Below are 25136 nucleotides of genomic sequence, written 5' to 3'. Positions count from 1 at the left end.
GCGAGTGGATTTGTAGCGTCAAATGCGAAGGCCCGCACCATTCGTTTGTGTACATCCGATCTCGACTAAATCCGGATTGACGCCACACACGCTTGGTGCAAGTCTCAAATTTCCAGCCCTTGCAGCATGTTAGTCCGCCTAAATAACGGACCGAATGCATAACGAATAAGCCGGCTTTGACCAGTTTCACGTCAGGAGAGACACGAATGTTCCAAACATCCAGTTGGAAGCGCAGAGCGCTGGCATCAGCGTTATCAATCGTTGCGCTCTCGGTGGCGCTGAGCGCGCAGGCGCTCGCGGCCGGCAAGACCATCACCGCGGTGATGCATTCGGATTTGCGCGTGATCGACCCGATCATGACCACGGCCTACATCACCCGCGATCACGGCTACATGGTCTATGACACGCTGCTCGCGACCGACTCCAACTTCAAGATCCAGCCGCAGATGGCGGACTGGAAGGTCTCCGACGACAAGCTCACCTACACCTTCACGCTGCGCGACGGCTTGAAGTGGCATGACGGCACGCCGGTGACGGCGGAAGATTGCGTCGCCTCGCTGCAGCGCTGGGGCAAGGTCGACGGCATGGGCCAGAAGCTGATGGACTTCACCGCCAGCCTCACCGCGACCGACGCCAAGACCATCACGCTGAAGCTGAAGGAGCCCTACGGCCTGGTGCTGGATGCGATCGGCAAGCCGTCCTCGCGCGTGCCGTTCATGATGCCGAAGCGTCTCGCCGAGACGCCGCCGGACAAGGCGATTCCCGAGCAGATCGGCTCCGGTCCGTTCAAGTTCGTGCAGGCCGAATTCCAGCCGGGCGTGAAGGCGGTCTATGAGAAGAACAAGGACTACGTGCCGCGCAAGGAGGCGCCGAGCTGGACCTCCGGCGGCAAGGTGGTGAAGGTCGATCGCGTCGAATGGATCACCATGCCCGACGCGCAGACCGCGGTGAATGCGCTGCAGTCCGGCGACATCGACTTCATGGAGAACCTGCCGTTCGACATGCTTCCCGTGCTGGAGCCCAACAAGGATCTCAAGATCGAGGTCTTGAACAAGTTCGGCTTTCAGACGCTGGGACGCATGAACTTCCTCTATCCACCCTTCGATAACGTGAAAGTGCGTCGCGCCGCTTTCCTGGCGCTGAACCAGAAGGACGTGCTCGATGCGTTGGTCGGCAATGCCAAGTATCAGAAAATCTGCGGCGCCTTCTTCGTTTGCGGCACGCCGCTTGAGACCGATGTCGGTGCCGAGACCCTGGTGAAGGGCAACGGCATGGCCGAAGCCAAGAAGGCACTCGCCGAGTCCGGCTATGACGGCACGCCCGTCGTGATCATGGCGCCCGGCGACGTCACCACGTTGAAGGCGCAGCCGATCGTCGCCGCACAATTGCTGCGCGATGCCGGCTTCAAGGTCGATCTGCAGGCCACCGATTGGCAGACGGTGGTGACCCGCCGCGCCAGCCAGAAGCCTCCGAAGGAGGGCGGCTGGAACATGTTCTTCACCAACTGGGTTGCGGCCGACGTCTCCAACCCAATCGTCAACGCCTCCATTACCGGCCTCGGCAAGAAAGGCGGCTGGTTCGGCTGGGCCGAGGATGCCAAGATCGAGGAACTGCGCGACAAGTTCGCGCGCTCGTCCTCGCTGGATGAGCAGAAGAAGATCGCCGCCGAGATCCAGAAGGAGGCCTATGACCAGGTGATGTACATCCCGCTTGGCCAGTATCTCGTCCCGGCCGGCTGGCGCAAATCGCTCACCGGCGTGCTCGACGGCCCGGCGACCCCGATCTTCTGGAACATCGACAAGACCGAGTAGGGCGCCTCAATCGAACGGAAAGCAGAATGGCCGGGCTCAGCCCCGGCCATTTTCATTTCGGTGAGCGCAGGCTCGTCTTCGCTCAGCAGTGACTCTCGCGCACGCGCTCCAGCCCTTCATTCGAGAGCGGGGGAGCGGGTTCCGGCAGCGAAGCCGGCGTGTGCTTCTCGCGGGTCTGCTCTCGCGGTTCCGGACGCTGTTCCGCCGCCCGTTGTTCCCGAGGATCGTCTTTCGCCATGTCGTCGCACTCCAATGCTGCACGACAACATTTTCGGCAAGAGAACGTTCCAGGCCGTTCGCACGGGTAATACTCCTGATCCAACAGCCTACGGAAATACAGTCATCGTCGCGAAATCGTCGATTGCAGTGCCGGGCGACGTCGAGGCGGCGTACAACGCGACGAGAAACAGCCGAGATAAGATCAGAGCGCCAATGATGGTTGATACGCGGCCGATCCAGGCTCTCTTGTCCGCAAGCCGATCCTGCTCCGAACCTGCCATCGTCACATCTCCAATCAATACGCGTTGAGATTTGACAGCCGCAAGAATGCGGTCGGCGTGCGGAGACTAGGTTTGGACGGCAAGCGTCGATGTGAACTTTGCCACACCTGACAGGATCGTGATGGGCGCGAGCGCGTGAGCAAACTGTCGCCACGTAGCAACTCGAACGATCCTGCGCTCTCGTGGGCAATCAAAGCGTGCCGAGCTTGCGCTTAACGTCGAATCGTTGCGGACAATCTCGTGCGAGCGTGTGTGTGTGTGCAGCGATGCGGACGCATCATGGTCTCAAGGCGCGCTCAAAAAAATCTGGCTGAGGCGACTGCACACGTTCATCTGTACGATTTGCTCGTGCGGCGCTTTTTGCGCGGAACGGGCTTGGCGTAGTAAGGATTGACCACGCACTGAGCCGCCCGGCCCGAGGCCGATGCCTGACACTGGGGTATCGAGGTGTAGCGACATTCGAAGTAGTAATCCACCATGCCCTGGTAGACCTGGAGGCAAACTGGGTAAGCGGGATCGTAGGTTTGCGCCTGCGCAGGCGCTGTCTTCAGGACCGCTGCGAGCGCCAGGATAACCAAAGCCAAACTGCGCATCAAAACATCCTCACCACGATGGACCCGTCGTTTCAGTCTAGAGCATATTCGGTTCTGATTGAATCGGAACCGACGCTCCAGATGGGAGCCGACCGCGACGGCGCGCGCCGCAAGTGCAGCAGCGCGCAAGGAGGTTCAGTCGGATTGACGGCTCAAAAAGACAGCGCAGCCGAGATGGGCTTACGGCCGACCTCGGCAAGAGCCGACACGATCTTCGGCAAGGCTCCGGAGGAGAGCCTTACTTCTCCTCCGGTGGAGCCGAGAGATCGACCTTCCATTCGCGCTTCTTGGTCAGGTCTCCCGTGACACTTACATTGATCACCCAGATGTCAAACTTTCCGCCGGCGTTGGCGGCCGATGAGGCGGTCGTCGAATCCGAGCAACTGATGGTTTGCCCCGCGAGATAGAGGTCCTTCTGCTCCCTGAAGCAGGAGAGAACACCTACATCGACGACAAAGGACTTCCGGCAATTCACGCTGTTGTCGACGTGAATATTGCGTGTGCCTTTTGCGCCGCGAGTCCTTCCTTGTGTGACCTCGTAAGACGCTCCGGCCTCTGCGAAGAGGCCGACGCCGCCCCCGATTTTCTTCGTGGTGGTTTCGGTGCCCGAGACATTAACTACGGCTTGCATTTTGGGCCAGCCGGGTTTGGGTGAGCCAAGCAGCCTGGCGACCTGGCCCAACTCACACTTTATCGAGGCGTCGATGGTTTGCGCGTCATATCGGTATACCGTTTGAGGCTGCACCTGCGCTTGTGCCGCCGTTGCGCCGAACAGAAAGCCCAAAGTAATCAGTACCAGTCGTATCATTTTGCCCAACCCCAAGTAGAAAGCGCCAAATACAACTGAACCGGGCGGCTTTCGCAAGCAGACGTGAGCTTGCTCGGGGAACAGTCTGTGGACAGCTTTTCAATGAGTCTCTTTGATTCATGGGTCAGTGCGATCGACCAGTCGAAAGAAGTTAGCGAGGACTTATGCTGGTGCAGCAGTCGTCGTCTGTGAAGCCGCGCCTGAACGGGCTGCAATCGTCTTCGCTTCGCTGTGGTCCAGGCTTTCGCCGCTGATGGGCTTTGCCGTACGTGAGGGCTTGCCGAGCCGCAGCTCGCGGAGAGCCCGCCTTCGCCCGTTGGGCTTCGGCGCGGCAGCCTTCACTCGCTTCGCGAGCGAAGGCTGGTGCGGGCGACCGGAATCGAACCGGTACAGGCCTTGCGGCCCTACGGATTTTCGTACCAGCTACGGCTTTCGCCGCCGCTACGATCGTAGCGTTTGTGGTCTGGACTATCCCTTCACCCTGGCGTCGCCGCTTTAGGTGCTGCCCGTCTAGTCTCTACACCTTCCCGTCGCCGGGCTTGGCTCGGGATTACCAGCGAAGGCTTCCCCGAATTTGAGCAGTTCTGCATCCCGGGTTTCCCCGGGGGCACTCAACTTGGCTTAAGTCCGTTGCGTCTACCAGTTTCGCCACGCCCGCATGCCAAGGCTCTCTTGACAGGGGTCTCTTAACCCGGGTCGCCGCAACATCCAAGACGGTTCCGCCGGCCCTTGAGTCTATTGCAGATAAATCAGATATTTAGTCACGCCAATCCGGCCAGCCTCAATCCCGACATCTGCGGCTGCTTTAGCCAATCTCAACACTCACCTTCTACCAAGGCGCCATGTCCATCAGCACCTTCCGCCACCTGCCGCCGCGCGCGGCCGTGACTGCCGCGCTGCTTGCGCTTGGCGGCTTGCTTTGCGGCTGCGCCCAGATGGGCGAGACGCTCAGCCCGGCCTTTGTCGATCCTGCCAAATACGACCTTTACGACTGCAAGCAGCTCGAGACCGAGCGTGCGGTGCTGGCGACACGCGCGGCGGAATTGCAGGGGCTGATGTCGAAGGCGGAGACCGGCGTCGGCGGCGCCGTGGTGGCGGAGGTGGCCTACCGCAACGATTACGTCGCGATACGCGCCCAGCAGAAGCTCGCCGACGAAAACTGGCGGCGCAACAAATGCCATGAGACCATCGTGGCCGCGCCGGCGCCCATCGTGCCGCCAGTGCCACCTGCGCCCGCCCGAGGCGCACGTTCGTCAGCGCGGTGAGCCGCCCGCCCGCCAGTCATAGATCCAGTCCTGCCGCGCCAGCATCCGCTGCGGCCCCATCGCCCGGATGAGGAGGTCGCGCGTGAGCGCCATCGGTCCCGTGAGGTGATAGATGCGGCCCTGTCGCTGCGCGATGCGCCGCACCCGATCGACGCGCCCGCGACGCAGCCTGGTGTAGCGCTTCAGCGCATCGGGAAGGCCGGAGATGTCTTCGCCGGTGCAGCCGCTGAGGCAATCGGCAAGCACGGCGGCATCCTCGATCGCCATGCCGGCGCCTTGCGCCGCGAACGGCAGCATCCCATGCACGGCGTCGCCGAGCAGCGCGACCGCACCTGCGCTCCATTCGCTGACCTCGGGCATCGTGAACAGCGCCCAGCGCCGCCATTCCTCGACCGCGTCGATCAGTATTCGCGCAGAGCCGGGCCAATCCGCGGAGAACGCGTTCTTGATCTCGCTCGCATTGCCGGCCTCGCTCCAGCCCGGCTGGTTCCAGGTTCCCGGCACGATCGCGACCACATTGATCCGCCGCGCCGCGGCGATCGGATAGGCCACCAGATGCGCGTTCGGTCCCATCCAGAGTTGCACCCGCGGCGAGGTGTATTCGCGCGGCAGCGCCTTCGCGTCCAGCGTGCCGCGCCAGGCGATCAGGCCGGAAAACCGCGGCTGCAGTTCCGGGAACAGGCGGCCGCGCACGGACGACCAGATGCCGTCGGCACCAATCAGCGCCGCCGCCGGTTCATGGTGCTGCGCGTCGCCGCGGCGCGCCGCCACCGTCAGTCCCCTGGCGTGGTCGGCGACATCCTCGAACTGCCAGCCCAGGCGGAGCTCAATGTCGGGATGGTCCTCAACCTCGGCTTGCAGCGCTCCTTGCAAATCGGCGCGATGCACCACCCAATAGGGTGAGCCGGCGCGCGCGGTCGCGGCCTCGCCGAGCGGCAGGCGGGCGATCTCGCCGCCGGCGCGCACGCTTATGATGCTGATCGCTTCCGGCGTCACAGCGCGCGGAGCAAGCCGCGGCTCGAGGCCGAGACCGACCAGGATGCTGCTGGCGTTGGGCGAAAGCTGCAGCCCCGCGCCGACTTCCTCCAGCCGCTCGGCCTTTTCCAGGACGACGACACGAAAGCCTTTCGCCGCGAGCGCCAGCGAGGCAGTCAGTCCTCCGATCCCGGCACCCGCAACGACGACGGTGCGCGTAGCGACCACGGATTGATCAGGCGACTTTATCCTTCAGCACGCATTCCGGCGGACGCGCTTCGCCTGCCGCGAGATCGGGTGCGAAGCGATAGAGCGTCGAGCAGTAGGGGCAGATGATCTCGCTGTCGTTGCCGAGATCGAGGAACACATGCGGGTGGTCGAACGGCGGGTTTGCGCCCACGCACATGAACTCCTGCGAGCCGATCTCGATCACCGAGACTCCGGCATCGTTATGGAAGTGCGGGACGACGTGGTCGGACATATCTTCACCTTGGATGGCAATGACGGACGGACGCAATCAACGCGATGCGGCATTGCGAAATGCCCGGCACCATACTGGCGGGTGGAGTTGATTCCTAGGGCCCCGTCCATCCATTTGCTCATGCAAATTCGACACAATCTTGTCGTCCCAGAGAAGCCCTTCTTTCGTCGGGGCTGTTGTGTCTTAAAAAGGGCACACTATTTCCAACTTGAGCAAAACCCTGGGTTTTATCGAATGAAGCGAGTGCGGGTCAGTATAGGGGTGGCGGGGATGCTGATGAGCATCGCCGTCGGCGCCGCGCTATGGCCGCATGCCCGCGACGCCTATGCCCTGCTGGCCGCGCAGGACGAGCCTGCGCAATTGGCCGATCTCCAGATCAGTTCTGCCTTGCGGAATAACCAACTGCTGATCGAGCAGAATATCGAACAGGCGCTGGCCGCTGATGACGCCGATCTCGCAAGCAGCTTTCTCGAACTCGCGCGTGAGAAGAATGTCGCGATCGACGATGGCCTGACCACGCGCGTGAACGATGCGGTTGCGGAAGCGAGCTCGACCTCGCATGTCGCCAAGCGCTTTGCCGCCGGTCTGGTCACCGGCACCGCGGACGATCTCGCCAGCCTGTCCGGCACGGTCGCCGGCGATCTCTTTGTCTTCGGCGATATCAGGGATGTCGTGCGCGAAGGCAAGCATCTCGCGATGGGCGAAGAGACCGACCACCTCATTCTTGGCCTTGCCGCGGCCGGCCTTGCGGTGACGGCTGCGACCTATGTCTCTGTCGGCGGTGTCGCGCCGGTGCGCGCCGGGCTGTCGCTGGTGAAGGATGCGCGCAAGGTCGGCCGCATCAGCGAGGGGCTCTCCGCCTGGGCCGGCCGCTCGGCGCGCCAAGTCGTGGATGCGCCGATGCTGCAGGAGGCCGTCGCCTCCGCTTCCGTGCTTCGTCCGAGCCAGACGATGACCGCGATCAAGGCGGCGTTCCGCGCGGAAAAAGCCGGCGCGCTGGTCCGCCTTGCCAAGGATGTCGGGCGCATCGGCGAGAAGGCCGGTACCCGCGGCGCGCTGGAGACGCTCAAGATCGCGGACGGGCCGAAGGATATCGCGCGCGCGGCGCGGCTGGCGGAAGCGAAGGGCAGCCAGACCCGTGCGATCCTGAAATTGTTCGGCCGCGGCGCGCTGCTGCTCGCCGCCGGCACCTTCAACCTCACGATGTGGCTGTTCGGCGCCCTGCTGATGCTGTTCGGTTTCCTGTCCTCGATCAAGGCGACCACCGAGCGCCTGACGCTGGCATGGCTGCGGCGGAGCAAGGCGCGTCGCCTGCGGAAACAACTCGCGATGGCGCAAGCGCAGTCTGAGGTTGCGGTAGCGGGCACCACCGCCTGCGGCTAAGCTCTGCGATCGTTTGCCGGTCGCCAATCCAAGAAATCCCTCAAACAACGGAAGACGCGATGCCGAGCTTTAACCACGGCGCTGTCGAAATTGCCTATCTCGACGAAGGCGAGGGCGATCCGATTATCCTCGTGCACGGCTTTGCCTCGAGCAAGAACGTGAACTGGGTCTATCCCGGCTGGGTCTCGGAACTGCGCAAGGACGGCCGCCGTGTGATCGCGCTCGACAATCGCGGCCACGGCGAGTCCGCCAAGCTCTACGATCCCGCGCAATATGACATCGCCACCATGGCAAGCGACATCATCGCGCTGATGGATCATCTCGGCATCCCGCGCGCGGATATCATGGGCTACTCGCTGGGCTCGCGGATGACGGCCGTGCTGGCACACAACGAGCCGCAGCGGCTGCGCTCGGCTATACTCGGCGGCATCGGCATCGGACTGATCGAAGGCGGCGGTCCCGGGGAGAATGTTGCGGTCGCGCTGGAGGCGCCGGCGCTGGAGGATGTCACCGATCCGGTCGGCCGCACTTTCCGTGCCTTTGCCGATCAGACCCGCTCCGACCGTCGCGCGCTCGCCGCCTGCCTGCGCGGCTCGCGAGGGCTGATGACGCGGCAGGAGGCGGCCGATATCGACGTGCCCATCCTGATCGCGGTCGGCAGCAATGACGAGATCGCGGGTTCGGCGGAGGCGCTCGGGCGCATCATCCCGCGGTCGCAAGTGCTTGCGATCCCGAACCGCGATCACATGCGGGCGGTCGGCGACAAGGTCTACAAGACCGGCGTGATCGACTTTCTATCGCAAAGAGAATGATCTTCTACGCTAGGAGAATGTTCTTCTACGGAAATCGGACTTAAGCCTGCTTGATTTCCGCCAAATCCCGACCAATTGGATGTGACGTCTCTGCATAGGGGTTAAGCGAGGCTTATCCTTCGCCGAAGCTATCAGGGACAAGCGTCGTTTAACCGTGCTATAGCGCACACCGAAACTGGGGCATGATCCTAAACAAGATCATGCTCGGCAAAGATCAGGATTTGCGAGGCCGGCCATGGCAGTGCATCAGGTCAATCCGCAAGGCGGCAAGCTCGCCGCGCTTGATCCGATCTGGGAACGGATCAGGAGCGAGGCCGAGGAGATTGTTCGCCGCGAGCCGGAGCTTGCCACCTTCATCTATTCCGCGGTGCTGCATCACGAGCGCCTCGAAGATTCGATCGTGCATCGGCTGGCCGAGCGGCTCGACCACTCGGCGCTGTCAGGCGATCTGATCCGCCAGACCTATGACGAGGCGTTGCGCGACGAGCCCGACATCGGTAACGCCTTCCGCGCCGATCTCGTCGCCGTCTACGACCGCGATCCCGCGACCTCGCGCTTCATCGATCCGTTGCTCTACTTCAAGGGCTTCCACGCGCTGCAGACGCATCGGCTTGCGCACTGGCTCCTTCTGAAGGGCCGCAAGGATTTTGCGTATTACCTGCAGAGCCGCTCCTCGGAAGTCTTCCAGACCGACATCAATCCGGCCGCCAAGATCGGCCGCGGCATCTTCCTCGACCACGCCACCGGCTTTGTCTGCGGTGAGACCGCCGTCATCGACGACGACGTCTCGATCCTGCATGGCGTCACCCTCGGCGGCACCGGCAAGGAGAACGAGGATCGCCATCCGAAGATTCGCCATGGCGTGATGATCGGCGCCGGCGCCAAGATCCTCGGCAATATCGAGGTCGGTCATTGCGCGCGCATCGCAGCCGGCTCGGTCGTGGTCAAGCCGGTGCCGCACAACGTCACGGTCGCCGGCGTGCCGGCAAAGATCGTGGGCGAAGCCGGCTGCGCCGAGCCGTCGCGCACCATGGATCAGATGCTCAACGCGATCGGGCTTTGATTTCACTCGCATTTCGCGATCGTTTCGACTGCAAATATTAGATTGTGCCAGAGCCGAAAAGGCTCTGGCGATTGCCGCCGTCCCGTCCTAAAACTCCGTCCCAAAATCATCGACCCGATTGGAGATCGCCCGTGGACGTTCAGGAAGTCAGAAAGCTTGACGCATATCTCAAACGCGTCTTCGGTAATCCGAAGATCCGCGTCGTGCCGCGGCCCAAGAAAGACGACTCGGCCGAAGTCTATATCGGCGAGGAGTTCGTCGGCGTCCTCTTCGTCGACGATGAGGACGACGACCGCTCGTTCCAATTCCAGATGGCGATCCTCGAAGAGGATCTGGCTGAGTAGCCTTGCGCAGATCTGTAGGGTGGGCAAAGCGTAGCGTGCCCACCTTCACGAGCGCGCAAGAATGGTGGGCACGCTGCACTTTGCCCACCCTACGAAATAGCTTCGCAATGAAAGGGATCACTCCGTTGTCGATCCTCATGGTGAGGACACGGAGCGCGTGTCGAGACGATGCTGCGCATCGCTCGAAGAACCATGAGGCCCCGCCGGTGGCCTCGCCCTTCGAGACGACCGCTGCGCGGTCTCCTCAGGGTGAGGGGAGGGGTTAGTCTGTAGGGTGGGCAAAGCGAAGCGTGCCCACCATTCACGGTCGGTGCAAGCGAAGGTGGGCACGCTGCGCTTTGCCCACCCTACGAAATAGCTGGTCGAGTAGGCCTATCGGCTAAGACCGTCATTGCGAGCGGAGCGAAGCAATCCACGCCTCAGCGAGTGGCACTATGGATTGCTTCGCTCCGCTCGCAATGACGGAGCTACCCCTTCGGGCCGCGCAATTGCGTCGTCAGGCGGTCCATGGCGGTGGCGATGTCGCGCCATTGTGAGAGCCAGCTTCGCGGAAAGCGGAAGGTGAAGTCGGCGCCGTCGATGCGGCGTTCGCTCAGGCACATGCCGGGCGTCGGCGCATCGCGCGTGCAGCGGGCGCTGAGGGTGGGCGACGTCGCCGTGAACAAATCCTCGCCGCCATAGGGCGAGCCGTCGCGGAACGCGCGCATCGTCAGGCCGTCGTCCGTGCTTGCCGCCTGATCGAGATAGCGCGGATAGATCGTGCGCACGCGGATGTCGGGCGCAAGCTGATCGTGATGGGCTGCGATCGAGAGGAAGATCCGGTCGATCGGCTGCACCTTGTCCTCCACCGTCTCGGCGCTGACATGCTTCTGCGGCGCCGGCGGGTCGAGCGAGGGATAGGAAAAGCTGAGATCGACACGCTCCTGCGCGCCCGAGTGGCGCTGGATCTTCATGCGCACCGCCGCGGTCGGCACGTTGAACAGCGTGCCGCCGACGCTCACCGGCAGCCGCGACGGATCGCTCAAGGGCACCGTGGTCCAGGTCGGCCACAACAGGTAGGTGACCAGCGCGATCGCGCCGCAGGCGAGGACGGCCGCGATCAGGATCGGGACGATATGGGCGCGCGGATTCCTGCGCGTGTCGCGCGCGAGGTGCTGGGCCGTCGAGAGCAGTGTCATCGAACGAGAATGGATTGGTTCGCGTGATGCCGAATCATCCCGCGAATATGCCACGCGTCGGCCCGACTTCCGTATGATTTCACCGAGTCCGGCAAGCGATGAGCCATGCGCAAACGCGGCGGGCTCGCGATGGATGTTAACCCTTTCTTAAGGATGATGTAGCGGCGGAGCGGCAATTTTGCCAATGAAGCGCGCGGTCTGTTGAGTAGCGGAAGTGTGCCATGTCGCCCGAAGCGCTGAATTCGTTCTTCGCTCTGTTCATCGGTTTCGCGCTCGCGGGCGCTCTGACCAGCGGCTATCAGGCGATGGCGCAGCGGCCGGCCGGCTTCGGCCTGTTGCAGGAAGGCGCGGCACCGAGGGCGTTCGCTGCGGTGCCGTTCCTGGTGTTCGCCGCGCCCTTCATCATCATGCGCAACACGCTGCGCGGCGCCAGGATCGAACGCCGCCGCTTCGAATTCGTGATGATGGCGACCATCATCGCCGGCTTCTGGAGCCTGATGTCGGGCACCTTTTTCCTGATGACGCTGCGCGCCGCCGGCGTCCTCGTCTGAACGCTGCTTCCACCGCTGTTCCCGACGGTAATCTCGGTAGTCGCTCGCTTGAAAAGCCTTTGACCGCTGTGCCAATGTCGCCCTCGAAAGAGGAGACATCCATGGCGATCTATGAACTGGACGGGCAGGGGCCCGATCTGCCGGCCGACGGCAATTATTTCATCGCGGAAACCGCTGCTGTGATCGGCAAGGTGCGCCTCTCGAGCGGGGCGAGCGTGTGGTTCGGCGCGGTGTTGCGCGGCGACAATGAGTGGATCGAGATCGGCGAAGGCTCCAACATCCAGGACAACTCTACCTGCCATACCGACCTCGGCTTTCCGTTGGTGGTCGGCAAGAACGTCACCGTCGGCCACAACGTGATCCTGCACGGCTGCACGCTGGAAGACGGCGCGTTGGTCGGCATGGGATCGACCGTGATGAACGGCGCGCGGATCGGCCGCGAGAGCATCGTCGGCGCGGGTTCTGTCATCACCGAGGGCAAGGAATTTCCGCCGCACTCGCTGATCATCGGCTCGCCCGCGCGCGTGATCCGGACATTGGATCCTGCGCAGGTCGCGAAGATGGGAAGCGCGGCGAAGTTCTATCAGCTCAACGGGCCGCGCTTCAAAAAGGGCCTCCGCAAGATCGGTTGAAGGGCCCGATCCGTCTGTCGTCACGCGTGCGTCACTTCCTTGGCTTCGGCTTCGGCGACTTGACGGTAGACTTGGCAGTATCCGTCTTCGACTGCGCGGCGCTCTTGCGTAGCGCGTCGCGCAGATCGATCGGAATGCCGTGCTTCTTGAGCAGGTCCGCGAACGCTTCATCGGCCAATTCCTGAAACGTCGCCATCCTGTCGCGGCCGAGCTGTTTGAGCTTGTCGAACGTATCCTCGTCGAAAGCGATCAGTTTGCGCATCCTCGCACCTTGCACTGCGTAAGGCCCAATGGCTCCCGGACGGTTTGGTTCCGGAAGGGAACGGCCGGCTTCGCCTGTCGTTAGCAGTACAAAATAAGGGAGACGCTCATGACCAGGAAATCGCTTGCGATCTTCATCACGGCTTTCGCTGTCCTCGCTGCACCTGCGATGTCGCTTGCCCAAGGGGGAGGAAGCGGCGGTGGCGCAAGCGCGGGAAGCGCGGCCGGCGGAGCGTCCGCCGGCACCGGCGGCGCCACTGGGACCACTGGCATCGGTGGTGCGCCCTCCGGTTCGGCGAATGTCGGCGGGCAGAGCAATCAGGCCATCAACCCCGGCAACACCAATAGTACCACTGGACTGGCGAACCCGCCGCGAGGGACCAACAGCGCTGGTACTGCACAGTCCTCCGGCCCGGGTACCACGACCGGTGCGGCTGCGGGCAGGACCAAGGAGGATACTGCAATCGACGCGGAGAGCGCACAGCTCGATCGCAAGATCAGAGGTATCTGCAGAGGCTGCTAGCTCTGTCCTGCGTGACGTGCCGGTCGCGCAGAAGTGAGCGCGTCGTCAAGGCGCATGACCGGAACTCGCTCTAGACTATCGGCAGTGCTTGCGATGGCTGGCGCAGGCCGCGCCGGTATGGGCAGGCCGTGATGGAGGAACGGTATGTTGCGTAAAACGATGGTTGCCTTGCTGGCGGTGGCCTCGCTTGGAATTTTGACAATAGATACGGCGTCCGCCCGCGGCGGGTTCGGTGGCGGCGGCTTTCATGGAGGCGGCTTTGGCGGCGGTGGCTTTCGCGGTGGCGGATTCGGTGGTTTCCGCGGCGGCGGTTTTGGCGGCGGAGGCTTCCGCGGTGCGGCGTTCAGCGGAGGCGGTTTCCGTTCGGCCGCGATCGGCGCCGGCGGCTTCCGTTCGGCCGGATTTCGTGGCGGCTTCTACCGTCCGGGCTTTGGGTACCGTCCGGGCTTCGGATATCGTCCCGGCTACTGGGGCTATCGTCGTGGATTTCCGTTTGCCGCCGCAGCGATCGGTGTAGGTCTCGGCTATGGGCTCTACGGCGGTGGGCCGTATGGCTATTACGACTACGGCGATCCCTACTACGGCTATTACGACAATGCCGGCTACGGCGGATGCTACGTCGTCCAGCAGCGCGTTTGGACGTCATATGGCTGGCGCATCAGGGCGGTTGACGTCTGCGACTGATCTCAGCCGATATTGCAGCGAAAATTATCGGGAATGATCGATGCAGCCTCGGTGTTTTGCACATCGAGGCCGCATCATTTCTGCATAGGGGCTGGTACGTCGACTGCAGCGGTTTTCGAAATGCTGGACACGCTCACCACCGCCGCCTTCACCTTCGTCTTTCTAGGCATCGTCGTCGGCCTGGGCGCCGCCTTTGTGCTGATGCTCTGGGAAGTCGAACGGCAATTGACCAAGCCGCGCAATCGAGATCATCTCGGCTGAGCGAGCAGTCGCAACGCGCTTTGGTCCCTCGCCCGCGAGCGCGGGAGAGGGAGCGCGCGCCTTGTCTTGACGCGTTTTCTTCACGCGAACCGGTGTCCACTTCGCTCGAAAACGCTCTAGCTCAGCACGCCGTATTTCTTGAACCAGGCCTGCATCTGCGCCCATGCATCTTCGGCGGCTTCCTTGCGGTAGCTCGCGCGATAGTCGGCATGGAAGCCGTGCGGGGCGCCCGGATAGATCTTGAACTCGGCGGTCTTCTTGTTCTCGGCAAGCGCCGCCTTCAGCGCCTCGACCTGCGAGACCGGGATGCCGGTGTCGGCTTCGCCATAGAAGCCGATCACCGGCGCCTTCTTCTCGGGCGCGAGCTGCATCGGGCTCTTCGGCCAGACCGGATTTTGCGGGTCGACCGGCGGGCCATAGAACGCCGCGCCGGCCTTCAGCGCGGTGCTGTGGGCGGCATATTCCCAGACCGTGCGTCCGCCACGGCAGAAGCCGACGATGCCGAGGCGGGAGGTGTCGCCTCCTTGCGATTTCGCCCAGGCCACGGTGCTGTCGAGATCGGACAACAGCTCAGCGTCCGGCTTGCCATTCACGATCGGCAAGACCTGCTGCATGTCGGTCATTTTGGTGAGGTCGCCCTTGCGGAAATAATAGTCGGGCGCCACCGCAAATGCGCCGAGCTTGGCGAGCCGGCGCGTCACGTCGCGGATGTATTCGTGGAGGCCGAAAATCTCCATCGCCACCAGGATGACCGGCGGATTGCTGGCGCCGGCCGGCCGCGCGAAATAGGCGGGCATCTCGCCATCGGCAACCTTGATCTTGGCCTCGCCCGCGGTGAGGCCGGCGGTATCGGTCTTGATCACGTCGGCCCGCACGGGGCCTGCGGCGAGGGTGTAGCCGGCCGCTACGGCGGCCGAAGCCGTCATGAAGCCGCGGCGCGAGAACGGGGCCGTTTTTGTCAGTCCGATGACATCCGAGGTGAGCAGGGGTTCAGCGCGCATGCGGGCCTCATTTCAAAATGATTTGCAAACCATCGAACCCGATCCGGGCTTCGGCCCGACCGGCTTCAAAAGCGGCGGCATTCAGCAAGCAAAGCCTGCCGATGGCAAGTCACCAGCGTGAGAGGCGGGTCGGAGCGGTCGGGAGAAAAGGGGGCCCGCGGCGGAAGCAGGGCCATCCAAAAGAACAAGGCCGTTGACGCAGTATACCGCCAACGACCTTGCCAGCCCCGGATATTGAAATCGGCTCACGCCATCCGGTGGCCGGCACCTTGCCTTGGAAATAGGTTCCCGAATGTGAACTAGTTCACAAAGTCGGCGAAAAAATCTCTATCGAGATTCGGCAGCGCGGACCAATACGCGGAGCAATACAGGGTGGAGATGGCTAAAGCGCTGCGGGCTGGGGGCTGAGGCGACGTCGAACGGCTCAGCCGCGTCGCTTGCGCCCGCCGCGGACCGCTTGCGACCGCGATCGTTTGCGGACCGGCTCGGCGGCAGGCTCATTGGCCTGGGCACTGGCGAAGGATTGCCTCAGGCCCTCGACAGCCTCGGTCAGCGCCGTGACCTGCTCGGACAGCTTCTTGGTTTCGGCCTGCTGTGAGGCGAGCATCCGGCGCATCGTTTGCAACTGGTCCTGCACCATCTGGAGCTGGTCGATGGACTCCTGCTGGGTCGCCTCCAACCCCTTGGTCTTCTCGACGAGCTGTTCGGACACTTGCGCGGTGCGGGCCTGCAACTGCCGGCTGGCGACGACGCGATCGGACTCCGGCGACGTGCCGGTAGTGACCCGGTACAGTGCGATCGCGCCGATCCCGAACAGCACCAGGAAGAGTCCGACTGCGGTGACCGCGATGGGTTGCACACCGATGCGCATGGTGCTGGCGGAATTCCCGGGGGCGAGGTCCATCATTCGACACCAAACCGGACTAATTCTAAAGGTTCCGAATACCACAACCTCCGCGGGCCTAAAACCCCGTGATTTGTCCCGTATTGGTACGCATCGGCACTAAAAACCTGCGAAATCGAGGTTTTTTGGCTCGGGCGACGGGCAGAGCGGCTATGGGATAACCTCCCCCATCTTGGAAAACGCGTGGCGGCCGGTACTAGGCCTCGCATTCCACAACGGCCGCGCGTGGATCATGTGCGGCGAGATCTCCTCGGTCCACGCGAGATCAGCCAGGCGCAGCCGGGCAAATCCACGCCGTCTCCCAGCAACCGGCCGATCAGCCCGAGCGCAAGATTGCCGCCGGCATGGCGCCGCCGACGGACGGTGCGCCGGCGTGGCTGCTCACATCGTCGAAGCCGTCGGCGTGCTGTCGCTGAACCGCGCGATCACATGCATTGTCACGCTGGATGACAGACCTTTGATGCTGGTTGATGTTGGTCGGTATTAGCAAGCCATGCCGGATGTGCGAAAGTTAGTCGTGCACGACAGCGTTCATTGCACTGGACGGACCAGCGACTTTCGATAATAGTAGTAACGTTATTACCTGACGTTGTACTATTGCCTGGGGTATTATTTTACAGGTGAGCCCGAGCCTTCGTGTCGCCGAGCTGACCTTAATTTATGGCGAGACGTTGCATGGCTGATCGCGCACGTAATCAGTACGGATTAGGCAAGGCCGTTACTTTCAACGTGATAACGCCGATGACGCGCGTCGGCACCTTTGTCGTCTGGGCGCTGCTGTTTATCTTCGATCGAGTCAAGTCGACCCAAGCCACCGCGAAGGAGCTGGCGTTTCTGCCTTTTGTTCACTGGGTCATCGTCAGGCGCGATAGCTTTCCGCGCCTGGGCGACAGTCAGCCGGTGGAAGATTTGCACTACGATTATTTGTTCTTCCTGAGCACGTTCAACGGTCCCTGGGGACCTTACATCGAAGCCTTCGCCGACGTGCTCTACAAGCCGCTCGACCTTGTCTGGTTCTGGAGCGTCGGATATCCCTTCGCCCGTCCGGTCGGGCCGCTGAAGGCCTATATCCAGCGCAACCAGATCGAGTCGGATCATTGCTATAGCGCGTATCCGGGCGCATCGGTGCGGGACGTACGCTCGGCACTCGAGTTGCGCAACGAAGTCGAAAAGCTTTTTCAAAGCTCAAGCGGGCTGTCGCCCGAACGGTTTGCGGTCGAGTTCGATCGCTTGCTGATCAACGTGCAGAACAAGCTCGGTACGTTTGGACCAACATAGCAGGCCGGTCGAACGGAGTTCGCGACGTGGCGAATCAAAACGGTGAGAAGTACGGCTTCACAGGCCTGTTTCCGATCGCAACCAATCGATCGGACGATTTGCGAGCGTTTCTGCGCACGCTGGATGATACCGGAACCTATCCGCGCGGCTCGCCTTTCAGCCACGTGCCGATCATCCACATGGCGCGATTGTTCATTGTCGACCGTCTCGCCTATCAGGGCACGCCGGCGAAGTTCGATAAGCTCAAGTCGGACTATCTGGTGTTCATGTGCGGATTTGATGGCGAAAGCGTCGATCCCCTGGTCCAGGCCCTGGCCAGCAATATCCCAAACGAAGTCGCGACCATTTGGGGGCACTGCCTTGGCTTTCCGGGACTCCATCGGCGCGATCTGCTCTCCGAATATTTCGAGCGATGTCAGCTCACGACCACGCTGTTTCTGGCAGACCAGCCCGAGGCGAGCGTCAGCGAGATTCTGATGGCGCTGTTGTGCCGACGCCGCCTTGGCGAGTTCGTCAAGCTGGTTCAAAGCAAGCCGCGGCCTCCCGATGTGCTCCAACGAGAGTTCAGGCAAATGTGGGAAAGCCTCCAAAACGAGCGGCCGCTCCCGGGAGATTTGTGAGTACGCAACGATCGGAGCAGGGGTCTCGCGATGCTCAACCTTACCAATATCCAAGGCAATATTCTTCGCGGTTACGCGTCGTTTCCGCACGCGCAGTTCTTGTTCTTCGCGATCCACAGCGCGGACGATGCCAAGGCGTTCATCGGGCGGCTGCTCGGTACCGACGCCGTCACGCCGGCACTGTGGCGCGCAAAGCCGGACGCTACCCTCAACATCGCCTTTACCTTTGACGGCCTCCGCGCTCTCGGACTGCCTCAGGAGAGTCTCGCCACTTTTCCTTCCGAGTTTCAGGAGGGCATGAAGCGTCGTGCGAACGAGCTCGGTGACATCGATGAAAGTTCACCGGAGCACTGGGACGATCCGTGGAGGACGCATCGTGTTCATATGCTGATCACGATCTACGGCCGGACAGACGACGCGCTCGTGGCGCACTGCCAACAGCTCAGGGATCTGCTCCCGAACGGCGTGCAGGAATTGAAGCCCGATCAGCCCGCGGGACTGCTGCACATCAAGGGCGAACAGACTCGCAAGGAGCACTTCGGTTTCGAGGATGGCTTGAGCAACCCAGCGGTCGAGGGAGTGCCTGACCGTGATTCCAAAGACCGGGAGAACGTTGGCAATCCGGATGACAAAGGGCGATTTCGCAAGATTCCGCTCGGAGAGTTTCTTCTCGGCCACCCGGGCGAGGGCGGCGAGATGGCTCCCATGCCGCTGCCGCACCTTCTCGCTCACGATGGCAGCTATCTCGTGTTCCGTAAGCTGGAGCAGGATGTCGTTCGCTTCCGCCAGTATCTTGAACAGCAGGCGGACGCATTTGCCCGGGCCATTCCCGGTGGTCTGCCGCCTCACGTTACCGCGCAGGACTTTCTCGCTGCCAAGATGATGGGGCGATGGCAGGATGGGTCTTCGTTGATCAACTATCCTGACAGGCCCGGCAAGGACAAACGCAATACATTCGGCTACGCCGGCGATCCCGCCGGCGCACGCTGTCCCCTCGGTGCGCATGTGCGACGCGCGAACCCGCGCGACGCGCTGGGCTTCGGCGGCAAGACCATGAGCCGGCACCGGTTGATCCGGCGCGGAATCGCCTACGGCAAATATCTGCCACCGGGCAAGGAGGAGGAAGCCGAGGGCCAGGAAAAGCGCGGCATCATTTTCATTGCGCTCAATTCCGGTTTCGACCAGTTCGAGTTCGTGCAGCAGAAATGGATGAACTTCGGCGACGATTTCGAGCAGGGCAACGATACGGACCCGATCGCCGGCAACCGTCCAATGATCGGCGGTCGTCGCAGCGCGCAAATGATGATCCCGGGCGACGAAGCCAGCGGACGACGACCGTTCATATGCTTTGACATCCCGCGCTTCGTTACCACCAAGGGCGGCGACTATTTCTTCGTTCCAAGCCTGGCCGCGCTCGGCCTGCTGGCGTCCGGCCGAGTTGACGTCGCATGAATCGGGACACCATCCAGCGATGGCTGCGCGGCCGCCGTCGAAGCAGTGCGGTTTCTCTCGCGCAAGCGCCGCGGGAAGATCCGGTCGTTCAGTCGTTTCGTGTGGTGCGCGACCTCCGGCGTTTCTCGCAAATGTTCCGCCAATCCGTGCAACTCGCTCCCAGGCCGACGGCGCGGAGCTCAGAGCCGACGCCGGCAAGATACAAAGAGCTTACGGAGGCGCTGGAGCTGCAGGACCGACCGATGCCGCTGACGAAATTCGAGCGCGCGGTGCCGGGCGAGGCGACTCTCATCGCCAGCATGGCGCGCCTCGCCGCAAACCTGGTCATCAAGAACTACTGTGAGATGAAGGCCACGGACCGTTCCGTCTGCGCGATGCGCGATCAGCACGCCAAGGCTCATGGATGCGTCAGCGCCGAATTCGTCGTCCGGCATGATCTTCCCGCCGAGTTCTCGACACCGCTGTTTCGTCCGGGCGCCCGCTATCCGACCATCGTTCGGTTCTCCAACGGAAAGGGCCAGCGATATAGCGACCGCAAGTCCGACGGCCGTGGCATGTCGATCAAGCTTCACGACGTCGCAGGCGAGACCATTCTTCGTGGCCTCGAGCCCCGCATAGCGCCCGCCGGCGAGCACGATTTCTTGCTCAGCAGCTTCCCGGTGTTCTTCTGCAAGAACGTGACCGACTATTCCGAGTTCATGGAAGCGGTTATGGCTCCGAGTGGGACCTGGCGCCAGAGGTTTGACCGGACTCTGAAATTGATTGTGTTTGCCGTTCGCCATCCTTGCCAGTCCGTCACGGTCGCTCGCACCGCTCTCGTCAGGATCGGCAATCCGCTGACTGCGACCTATCACAGCATGTCCCCCTATTTGTTGGGCGAGCACCATGTCGTGCGCTACGTCGTCGGTCCCGTGCGGCCTCAGAACGATGTCCCGTCGTGGTGGAGTCTTCTTTTCGGATCGCGATCCGAGAATTTTCTCCAGGAGGCGATGCTGCGCGATCTAGCTCCACCTGGAGACGATGTCGTGTTCGATTTCGCTGTGAAGGTGCGCCATGCGGCTACACCGGAGGAGGTCGAGAACGCTCTCCTGCAGTGGACCCGTCCCCGCGACCGCACCGTGTCGATCGGACAGATCAGGATTCCGAGGCAGAATTTCCTGAGGCCGGATCGGGTGTTCGATGGCGAGCGCATGATGTTCAGCCCGTGGAACTGCTTGCAGCAGCATCGGCCTCTCGGTAGCATCAATCGGATGCGGCTTGCCGTGTACCTTGCGTCCCTGCAGGTACGGCGGAAGCTCAACATGGTTGGACCTTGAGCGGGCAGGCGAACCCGGATCGATTTGATGGACCTCGGCTGATTGCGGCGCTGCCAAACGTTGACATGGCGGGCCTGCAGGCCGAGCGCCGACAGCTTACCGTCGTGTTTGTCGATCTCATCGGGTCGACACCTCTGAGCGAGCGGATCGATCCCGAGGAGTTCTTCGCGGTCATCCGAACCTATCGCGATCTCTGCAACGAGCAGATTTGCCGCTATGGCGGCCACATCGCCAGAATGATCGGCGACGGATTGCTCGCTTATTTCGGCGTGCCGCAGGCGCACGAAAACGATCCCGAGCGCGCGGTGCGCGCCTCGCTCGCCATCACCGCCGCCATCAAGGAACGCGAATTCCAGATGTCGGACGGCAGCTTCCTCCGGCTGCGGGTGAGGATCGGGGTCAACACCGGACCTGTTGTCGTCGGCAGCGTGCCTGGCGAGCCTTCCGAGCGGCGGGAAGTGTTCGGCAGCTCGGTGCACGTCGCGGCGCGCCTTCAAGGTCTCGCCGGCGAGAATGCTGTTGTCATCGGTTCGGGGACCTACGAGTTGATCCGCGGCATGTTCGATTGCGAGCCGCTCGGCAGGCGCCGGCTGAAGGGCGTCGAGGAGCCGGCCGAGGCTTGGCGCGTGAACGCCGTTTCGCCTGGTGAAAGCAGGTTCGATCGCGCGCGAACCTTGCCGCTTCCGCCGATGGTCAACCGCTACGATGAACGCGCGCTGCTGGCCGAACTGTGGGCGCAGAGCCTCGGGGGAGCAGGACGCGTCGGTATCATCTCCGGCGAGCCCGGCATCGGCAAGTCACGCCTGATCCGCGAGTTTCGAAGTTCGCTTGATCGGTCCGCGGTTGATGTTCTCTCGGTCCAGTGTTCGCCATTTCACGTCAATACGCCGCTTGCGCCGGAGATCGAACGGCTGAAGCGCGCAACCGGCATCCACGAGACCGACGACCCGCTTCTATCGCTGACGAAGCTGCGTTATCTGCTGGCGAGGGCCGGCTTCGATGTCGAGCAGGCGCTGCCCTATTACGGGTCACTGCTGTCGGTACCGGCGTGCGAAGGCTACGAGCCTGCCGATCTCGGTTCACCATCCGAGCGTGCACGTGCCTTCCAGGTGATAACCGAGGTTCTCGTGGCGGCGTCGCGAAGGAAGCCGGTGTTGTTCATCGTCGAGGATGTCCAGTGGATCGATCCGACGAGCGCCGACCTTCTCTCACGGGTGGTCGCGCGCTGCGCGCGCGAGCGCGTCCTGTATCTGATCACGCACCGCGACGACTACGAGGCAGGCTGGCTAGCGGGTCCGACCATCAAGCGCATCACTTTGCAGAAACTGGCAGCAGCCGAGTGCGAGCAGATGGTGGCCGCCGTTGCCGGCATCGAGTTCCTTCCGCGGATCACAAACCAGATTGTCGAGAGAACCGACGGCGTGCCGCTCTTCATCGAGGAGTTCACGCGGGCGGTGGTGGATTCCGGGGCGATCGAGAGTGGCGCCGACCACGGCAAATTGCCCGGCCCGCTGGTGCCGGCAAGCGTCCACGATTCCCTGATGGAGCGTCTTGACCGTCTGGGGACCGCAAAGCGCGTGGCCCAGATCGCCTCCGTGTTCGGGCGGCAGTTCGACTATCGGGGCATCTTCAGCCTGCTTCCGGACCAGGACGAATCGGTGATATCAGCACTTGAGGCCCTGGAGCGGGCCGGCATTGCGTATCGCATCAGCGAGCAGGAAAGCACGCTGTTCGCCTTCAAGCACGCGATGATTCAGGAGGCGGCCTATTCCTCGCTATTGAAGGAGGATCGGCGCAAGCTGCATGCGCGCGCCGCGTCCTGGCTGCTGCAGCGGGCCGACATCGGAGAGAGCTGCGAGCCGGCCGTCCTGGGCTATCACTACGCGCAGGCAGAAAACATTCCGGAGGCCATCGACGCGTGGCTGCAGGCGGGCAAGGCCGCGCTCCGCCGATCGGCCACCAAGGAGGCGGTGGCGCATCTGCGCCAGGGCCTCTCTTTGCTGTCGAAGCTGCCTGCTTCGTCGCGCCGCTACGAGGCCGAGATCGCGCTGCAGTCCAACCTTGCGATGGCCTACACCGCGATTGCGGGCTGGTCCGATCCGAACGTCTACGAACCCTATCATCGGGCGCTGAAGCTCTCCGGCAGCCATGGGACGATCCGCGAGAAGACTGCCGTTCTTTTTGGTGTAGCGGTGGCCAAGCTGGTCAATTGCGAGCTCGCCAAGGTGCTCGAGCATTCGCAGGATTTCCTCCGGCGCGCCGAGGAGTGGCGTGACGGCGAGGCCATCCTGATGGCGTCGACCGCGGCGCTGATCGCCAATTTCTTCACCGGCCGTCTGAAGGAAGCACGCGAATTGGCTGTCGCGATTGAAGCGCGCTACAATCCGAAAGAGCACGGCAAGCTGGTTCAAACCTATCAGCACGATCCGCTCGTCGTCGCGCTCGTCTATTCCGGACACATCGAATGGCTGCTCGGCCATCCCAACCGGGCCAGGGAGTGCTGTGAATCCGCAAGGCGGCTTGCCAACGAGATCGGCCATCCCTTCATGATCGCGCTCGCCCACATCCTTGGTGTCGGCGATCACTGGTATGAGGGAGACCTCGCGGCCAATCTGGCCTGTGTCGAGCACGGGATGAAGGTCGCCGCCGACTACGGCTATCCGATGTACCAGGTCATCGGTCCGCTATGGGCGACCTCGGCACTGGCGGCGCGGGGCCCCGCGCCGGTCGTGCTCGAGAAGCTCTCCGCCCTGATCGGCAAGCTGCCGGCGGAGAATCGATGCATTCAGATTCCGCTCTACAAGGCGCTGCTCGCGACGGAGTTCGGACGGATCGGGCAGAAGGACAGGGCGCTCGCGCTGGTGACTTCGGCCGAATCCCTGATCAAGCAGACCGGCGAACGCTGGCTGGCTCCGGAAATCTACCGGATTCACGGTTCGCTGCTGTGCACTGAGCCGCATCGCGACGACGCTGCCGCCATCCGCCTGTTCCGCCGATCGCTTGCCTATGCAAGGAAGTTAGAGGCCGTCGGCTGGGAATTGCGAACTGCAATCAGCCTCGCGCACCTCCTGATGGAGAGAAACAACAGCCGGCGCAGCCTCGCCGAGGCGCGAGAGGTGCTCGCATCAGCGAAGGCGAAATTCTCCTCCGCCGAGACGTCAGCCGATCTGCGACGGGCGGATGATCTGCTGCAGCAGTTGAACCGGGGCGTGAAGCCGTAAACTCTGAGTGTTGGGCGGATGCCGGCTTTGGTGCGCGTTTCGGACGCTGGTCAGCCATCGCTTGGAATCGGAAGGGGCCACGAACCGACCGAACCTCTCGCTTCGCGATCCCGGGAGCTACTAGCTCTCAACTGGAATAGCCCATCAGCTTCGATTGCATCCGCACCAGCGAGTCGCTGAGCCTGGCCGCTTCCGCAAATCGCGTTTCGGCGTAGGGCGCCCTTGAGTTGGGATCAACAACGACAGCCTCGGCCGCTTCCGACAGCCGTCGCAGCGGTGTCCGCAGCCATTCGGCTGCGAGATAGAGCAGAACCAATGCGGTGACGGCACTGGCACCGAGAATGAGCCAGAATGACCGGACCATTTGCCGGGTCGATGCCATGGCCGCGTCGGCATTCTGCCGGATGAGAAGGGACCAGCCGAAGCTTGGCAGGTCCGCAAAGCCTATCGTTGGAACGATCACGGTGAAGTATTCTTTGCCGTCAGGCCAGCGCTCGCTCAGGAACGCGGAATTGACCCGACTGGCGGCCAGCGCGGAGCCGACGTTCAGGGGCTTGCTGACGAGATCGGGCGGTCCAAACAGCACGATCCGATCGCGTGAGAGAAGGAGCACTTCGATGCTGGGCGCCTGCAGGGCGGTTAGGCCTTCCGCGATCCACTTCCAGTCCAGCTTGGCGCCAATAACGCCGGCGACAGAACCGTCGCGACGTACGGGCGCAGCCAAGTCGATGAAACGGTAGGGTTCGGCAGATGCCGGCAAGAGGTCTGCGAGCTTCTTTGCTTCATGGAGATCGATTGCCGCCGGGGCCTTCAGGCCGCGCCTGAACCACGGTTTTTGTGCGACGCTTTCGCCCTCCAGCATTCCGTCTCTGGCCGCCAGCACCTTGCCCTCGAGATCTGCAACTCCCAGCCAGGAATAACGATCGTCGAGGCGGCTCAGGAACTGCACTTCGTCATGCGCTCTGATCGGGTTGCTCGGATCAATCAGCGTGGCCAGCTGCGCCACATCCCTCCAAACGCTGTAAAGCCGGCGCGCCAGCAGGTTGGCGCTCAGTTCCCCGCGGATCATCAGCTTCTCAACCTGCAGTTCCTCGCCGCGCTGCCGCAAGGCGGTTGTATAGAGTATCGCGGCAACGACCGCCGGCGCCAGCATGAGTGCGGCACCGCCAAAGAACACCAGCGTACGTAAGCCCAGCCCTCTTCCTGTCATCACGGCTCC

General features: G+C 62.7%; 27 protein-coding genes. 17 read left to right on the top strand and 10 right to left on the bottom strand.

The annotated features are described in order from the left end of the window. Positions 1 to 206: 206 nt before the first annotated feature. Positions 207 to 1811, top strand: a complete 1605-nt coding sequence (locus tag ACVJGD_RS11930; protein WP_456634526.1) for an ABC transporter substrate-binding protein — start codon at positions 207 to 209, stop codon at positions 1809 to 1811. A gap of 326 nt (positions 1812 to 2137) precedes the next feature. On the opposite strand, the gene ACVJGD_RS11925 is transcribed toward ACVJGD_RS11930, so the two are convergent. The 3 genes from ACVJGD_RS11925 to ACVJGD_RS11915 form a co-directional block, all read right to left on the bottom strand. Then, positions 2138 to 2311, bottom strand: coding sequence for a hypothetical protein (locus ACVJGD_RS11925; RefSeq protein WP_456634525.1), 174 nt, complete (start codon positions 2309 to 2311; stop codon positions 2138 to 2140). Positions 2312 to 2640: 329 nt separating this feature from the next. After that, positions 2641 to 2904 carry a DUF3551 domain-containing protein gene (locus ACVJGD_RS11920; protein ID WP_456634524.1) on the bottom strand — a complete coding sequence of 88 codons (264 nt, stop codon included), beginning with the start codon at positions 2902 to 2904 and terminating at the stop codon, positions 2641 to 2643. Positions 2905 to 3142: 238 nt separating this feature from the next. Then, positions 3143 to 3712 (bottom strand): hypothetical protein, encoded by a 570-nt coding sequence (locus ACVJGD_RS11915; protein WP_456634523.1) that lies wholly within the window; start codon positions 3710 to 3712, stop codon positions 3143 to 3145. Between the two features lie 842 nt (positions 3713 to 4554). Between ACVJGD_RS11915 and ACVJGD_RS11910 the strand changes: the two genes are divergently transcribed. After that, positions 4555 to 4977: a twin-arginine translocation pathway signal gene (locus ACVJGD_RS11910; RefSeq protein WP_456634522.1), complete on the top strand. Its 423-nt coding sequence runs from the start codon at positions 4555 to 4557 to the stop codon at positions 4975 to 4977. Here the strand turns inward: ACVJGD_RS11910 and ACVJGD_RS11905 are convergent. Together ACVJGD_RS11905 and ACVJGD_RS11900 are read right to left on the bottom strand one after the other, a co-directional pair. Next, positions 4966 to 6180, bottom strand: a complete 1215-nt coding sequence (locus tag ACVJGD_RS11905) for an FAD-dependent monooxygenase (RefSeq protein ID WP_456634521.1) — start codon at positions 6178 to 6180, stop codon at positions 4966 to 4968. The genes ACVJGD_RS11910 and ACVJGD_RS11905 overlap by 12 nt on opposite strands. 7 nt (positions 6181 to 6187) lie before the next feature. Beyond that, entirely contained in the window at positions 6188 to 6433 is a 246-nt protein-coding gene (locus ACVJGD_RS11900; RefSeq protein WP_029081532.1) for a zinc-finger domain-containing protein, read from the bottom strand. Positions 6434 to 6667: 234 nt separating this feature from the next. On the opposite strand from ACVJGD_RS11900, the gene ACVJGD_RS11895 reads away from it, so the two are divergent. The 4 genes from ACVJGD_RS11895 (at position 6668) to ACVJGD_RS11880 (ending at position 10035) form a co-directional block, all read left to right on the top strand. Next, the gene (locus tag ACVJGD_RS11895) at positions 6668 to 7816 is read left to right on the top strand and encodes a hypothetical protein (protein ID WP_456634520.1); all 1149 of its coding nucleotides are present in this window, start codon (positions 6668 to 6670) and stop codon (positions 7814 to 7816) included. Positions 7817 to 7875: 59 nt separating this feature from the next. After that, a complete protein-coding gene (locus ACVJGD_RS11890; protein WP_456634519.1) occupies positions 7876 to 8628 on the top strand; it encodes an alpha/beta fold hydrolase in 753 nt (250 codons plus the stop codon). A gap of 235 nt (positions 8629 to 8863) precedes the next feature. Beyond that, positions 8864 to 9691 carry a serine O-acetyltransferase gene (cysE, locus tag ACVJGD_RS11885; RefSeq protein ID WP_456634518.1) on the top strand — a complete coding sequence of 276 codons (828 nt, stop codon included), beginning with the start codon at positions 8864 to 8866 and terminating at the stop codon, positions 9689 to 9691. 131 nt (positions 9692 to 9822) lie between these two features. Beyond that, positions 9823 to 10035, top strand: a complete 213-nt coding sequence (locus ACVJGD_RS11880) for a DUF3126 family protein (RefSeq protein WP_027583509.1) — start codon at positions 9823 to 9825, stop codon at positions 10033 to 10035. Between the two features lie 467 nt (positions 10036 to 10502). Here the strand turns inward: ACVJGD_RS11880 and ACVJGD_RS11875 are convergent, their stop codons facing one another. Continuing rightward, positions 10503 to 11213, bottom strand: a complete 711-nt coding sequence (locus tag ACVJGD_RS11875) for a hypothetical protein (RefSeq protein ID WP_456634517.1) — start codon at positions 11211 to 11213, stop codon at positions 10503 to 10505. A 221-nt stretch (positions 11214 to 11434) separates the two neighbouring features. Here ACVJGD_RS11875 and ACVJGD_RS11870 point away from each other — a divergent pair, with 221 nt between their 5' ends. Together ACVJGD_RS11870 and ACVJGD_RS11865 are read left to right on the top strand one after the other, a co-directional pair. Next, entirely contained in the window at positions 11435 to 11764 is a 330-nt protein-coding gene (locus ACVJGD_RS11870) for a DUF6949 family protein (protein ID WP_456634516.1), read from the top strand. A gap of 101 nt (positions 11765 to 11865) precedes the next feature. After that, positions 11866 to 12396 carry a gamma carbonic anhydrase family protein gene (locus ACVJGD_RS11865; protein WP_456634515.1) on the top strand — a complete coding sequence of 177 codons (531 nt, stop codon included), beginning with the start codon at positions 11866 to 11868 and terminating at the stop codon, positions 12394 to 12396. 31 nt (positions 12397 to 12427) lie between these two features. Here the strand turns inward: ACVJGD_RS11865 and ACVJGD_RS11860 are convergent, their stop codons facing one another. Then, positions 12428 to 12658 carry a hypothetical protein gene (locus tag ACVJGD_RS11860; RefSeq protein WP_456634514.1) on the bottom strand — a complete coding sequence of 77 codons (231 nt, stop codon included), beginning with the start codon at positions 12656 to 12658 and terminating at the stop codon, positions 12428 to 12430. A 108-nt stretch (positions 12659 to 12766) separates the two neighbouring features. Between ACVJGD_RS11860 and ACVJGD_RS11855 the strand changes: the two genes are divergently transcribed. The 3 genes from ACVJGD_RS11855 to ACVJGD_RS11845 all read left to right on the top strand — a co-directional run bounded on the left by ACVJGD_RS11855 (position 12767) and on the right by ACVJGD_RS11845 (position 14125). Continuing rightward, positions 12767 to 13180, top strand: coding sequence for a hypothetical protein (locus ACVJGD_RS11855; protein WP_456634513.1), 414 nt, complete (start codon positions 12767 to 12769; stop codon positions 13178 to 13180). Between the two features lie 144 nt (positions 13181 to 13324). Further along, the gene (locus ACVJGD_RS11850; protein WP_456634512.1) at positions 13325 to 13864 is read left to right on the top strand and encodes a hypothetical protein; all 540 of its coding nucleotides are present in this window, start codon (positions 13325 to 13327) and stop codon (positions 13862 to 13864) included. 120 nt (positions 13865 to 13984) lie between these two features. Further along, positions 13985 to 14125: a hypothetical protein gene (locus tag ACVJGD_RS11845; RefSeq protein WP_456634511.1), complete on the top strand. Its 141-nt coding sequence runs from the start codon at positions 13985 to 13987 to the stop codon at positions 14123 to 14125. A 116-nt stretch (positions 14126 to 14241) separates the two neighbouring features. Here ACVJGD_RS11845 and ACVJGD_RS11840 read toward each other — a convergent pair whose 3' ends face one another. After that, positions 14242 to 15051, bottom strand: a complete 810-nt coding sequence (locus ACVJGD_RS11840; RefSeq protein WP_456640232.1) for a dienelactone hydrolase family protein — start codon at positions 15049 to 15051, stop codon at positions 14242 to 14244. A gap of 73 nt (positions 15052 to 15124) precedes the next feature. On the opposite strand from ACVJGD_RS11840, the gene ACVJGD_RS11835 reads away from it, so the two are divergent. Further along, positions 15125 to 15247: a hypothetical protein gene (locus tag ACVJGD_RS11835; RefSeq protein WP_456634510.1), complete on the top strand. Its 123-nt coding sequence runs from the start codon at positions 15125 to 15127 to the stop codon at positions 15245 to 15247. A 303-nt stretch (positions 15248 to 15550) separates the two neighbouring features. On the opposite strand, the gene ACVJGD_RS11830 is transcribed toward ACVJGD_RS11835, so the two are convergent. Further along, complete coding sequence (locus tag ACVJGD_RS11830) at positions 15551 to 16033, bottom strand: hypothetical protein (RefSeq protein WP_456634509.1); 483 nt, start codon at positions 16031 to 16033, stop codon at positions 15551 to 15553. Between the two features lie 672 nt (positions 16034 to 16705). Between ACVJGD_RS11830 and ACVJGD_RS11825 the strand changes: the two genes are divergently transcribed. From ACVJGD_RS11825 to ACVJGD_RS11805, 5 genes are all read left to right on the top strand, one after another. Then, entirely contained in the window at positions 16706 to 17308 is a 603-nt protein-coding gene (locus ACVJGD_RS11825; RefSeq protein WP_456634508.1) for a hypothetical protein, read from the top strand. A 26-nt stretch (positions 17309 to 17334) separates the two neighbouring features. After that, entirely contained in the window at positions 17335 to 17928 is a 594-nt protein-coding gene (locus ACVJGD_RS11820; protein WP_456634507.1) for a hypothetical protein, read from the top strand. A gap of 30 nt (positions 17929 to 17958) precedes the next feature. Continuing rightward, positions 17959 to 19380, top strand: coding sequence for a Dyp-type peroxidase (locus tag ACVJGD_RS11815; protein WP_456634506.1), 1422 nt, complete (start codon positions 17959 to 17961; stop codon positions 19378 to 19380). 242 nt (positions 19381 to 19622) lie between these two features. Then, a complete protein-coding gene (locus ACVJGD_RS11810) occupies positions 19623 to 20696 on the top strand; it encodes a catalase (protein ID WP_456634505.1) in 1074 nt (357 codons plus the stop codon). Positions 20697 to 20761: 65 nt separating this feature from the next. Further along, positions 20762 to 23917: an AAA family ATPase gene (locus tag ACVJGD_RS11805; RefSeq protein ID WP_456634504.1), complete on the top strand. Its 3156-nt coding sequence runs from the start codon at positions 20762 to 20764 to the stop codon at positions 23915 to 23917. A gap of 127 nt (positions 23918 to 24044) precedes the next feature. On the opposite strand, the gene ACVJGD_RS11800 is transcribed toward ACVJGD_RS11805, so the two are convergent. Next, positions 24045 to 25127: a hypothetical protein gene (locus ACVJGD_RS11800; protein ID WP_456634503.1), complete on the bottom strand. Its 1083-nt coding sequence runs from the start codon at positions 25125 to 25127 to the stop codon at positions 24045 to 24047. Positions 25128 to 25136 lie beyond the last annotated feature (9 nt).

The sequence above is a fragment of the Bradyrhizobium sp. USDA 10063 genome (genome assembly GCF_054063735.1).
This window is presented reverse-complemented; position numbering and strand designations above follow the sequence as displayed.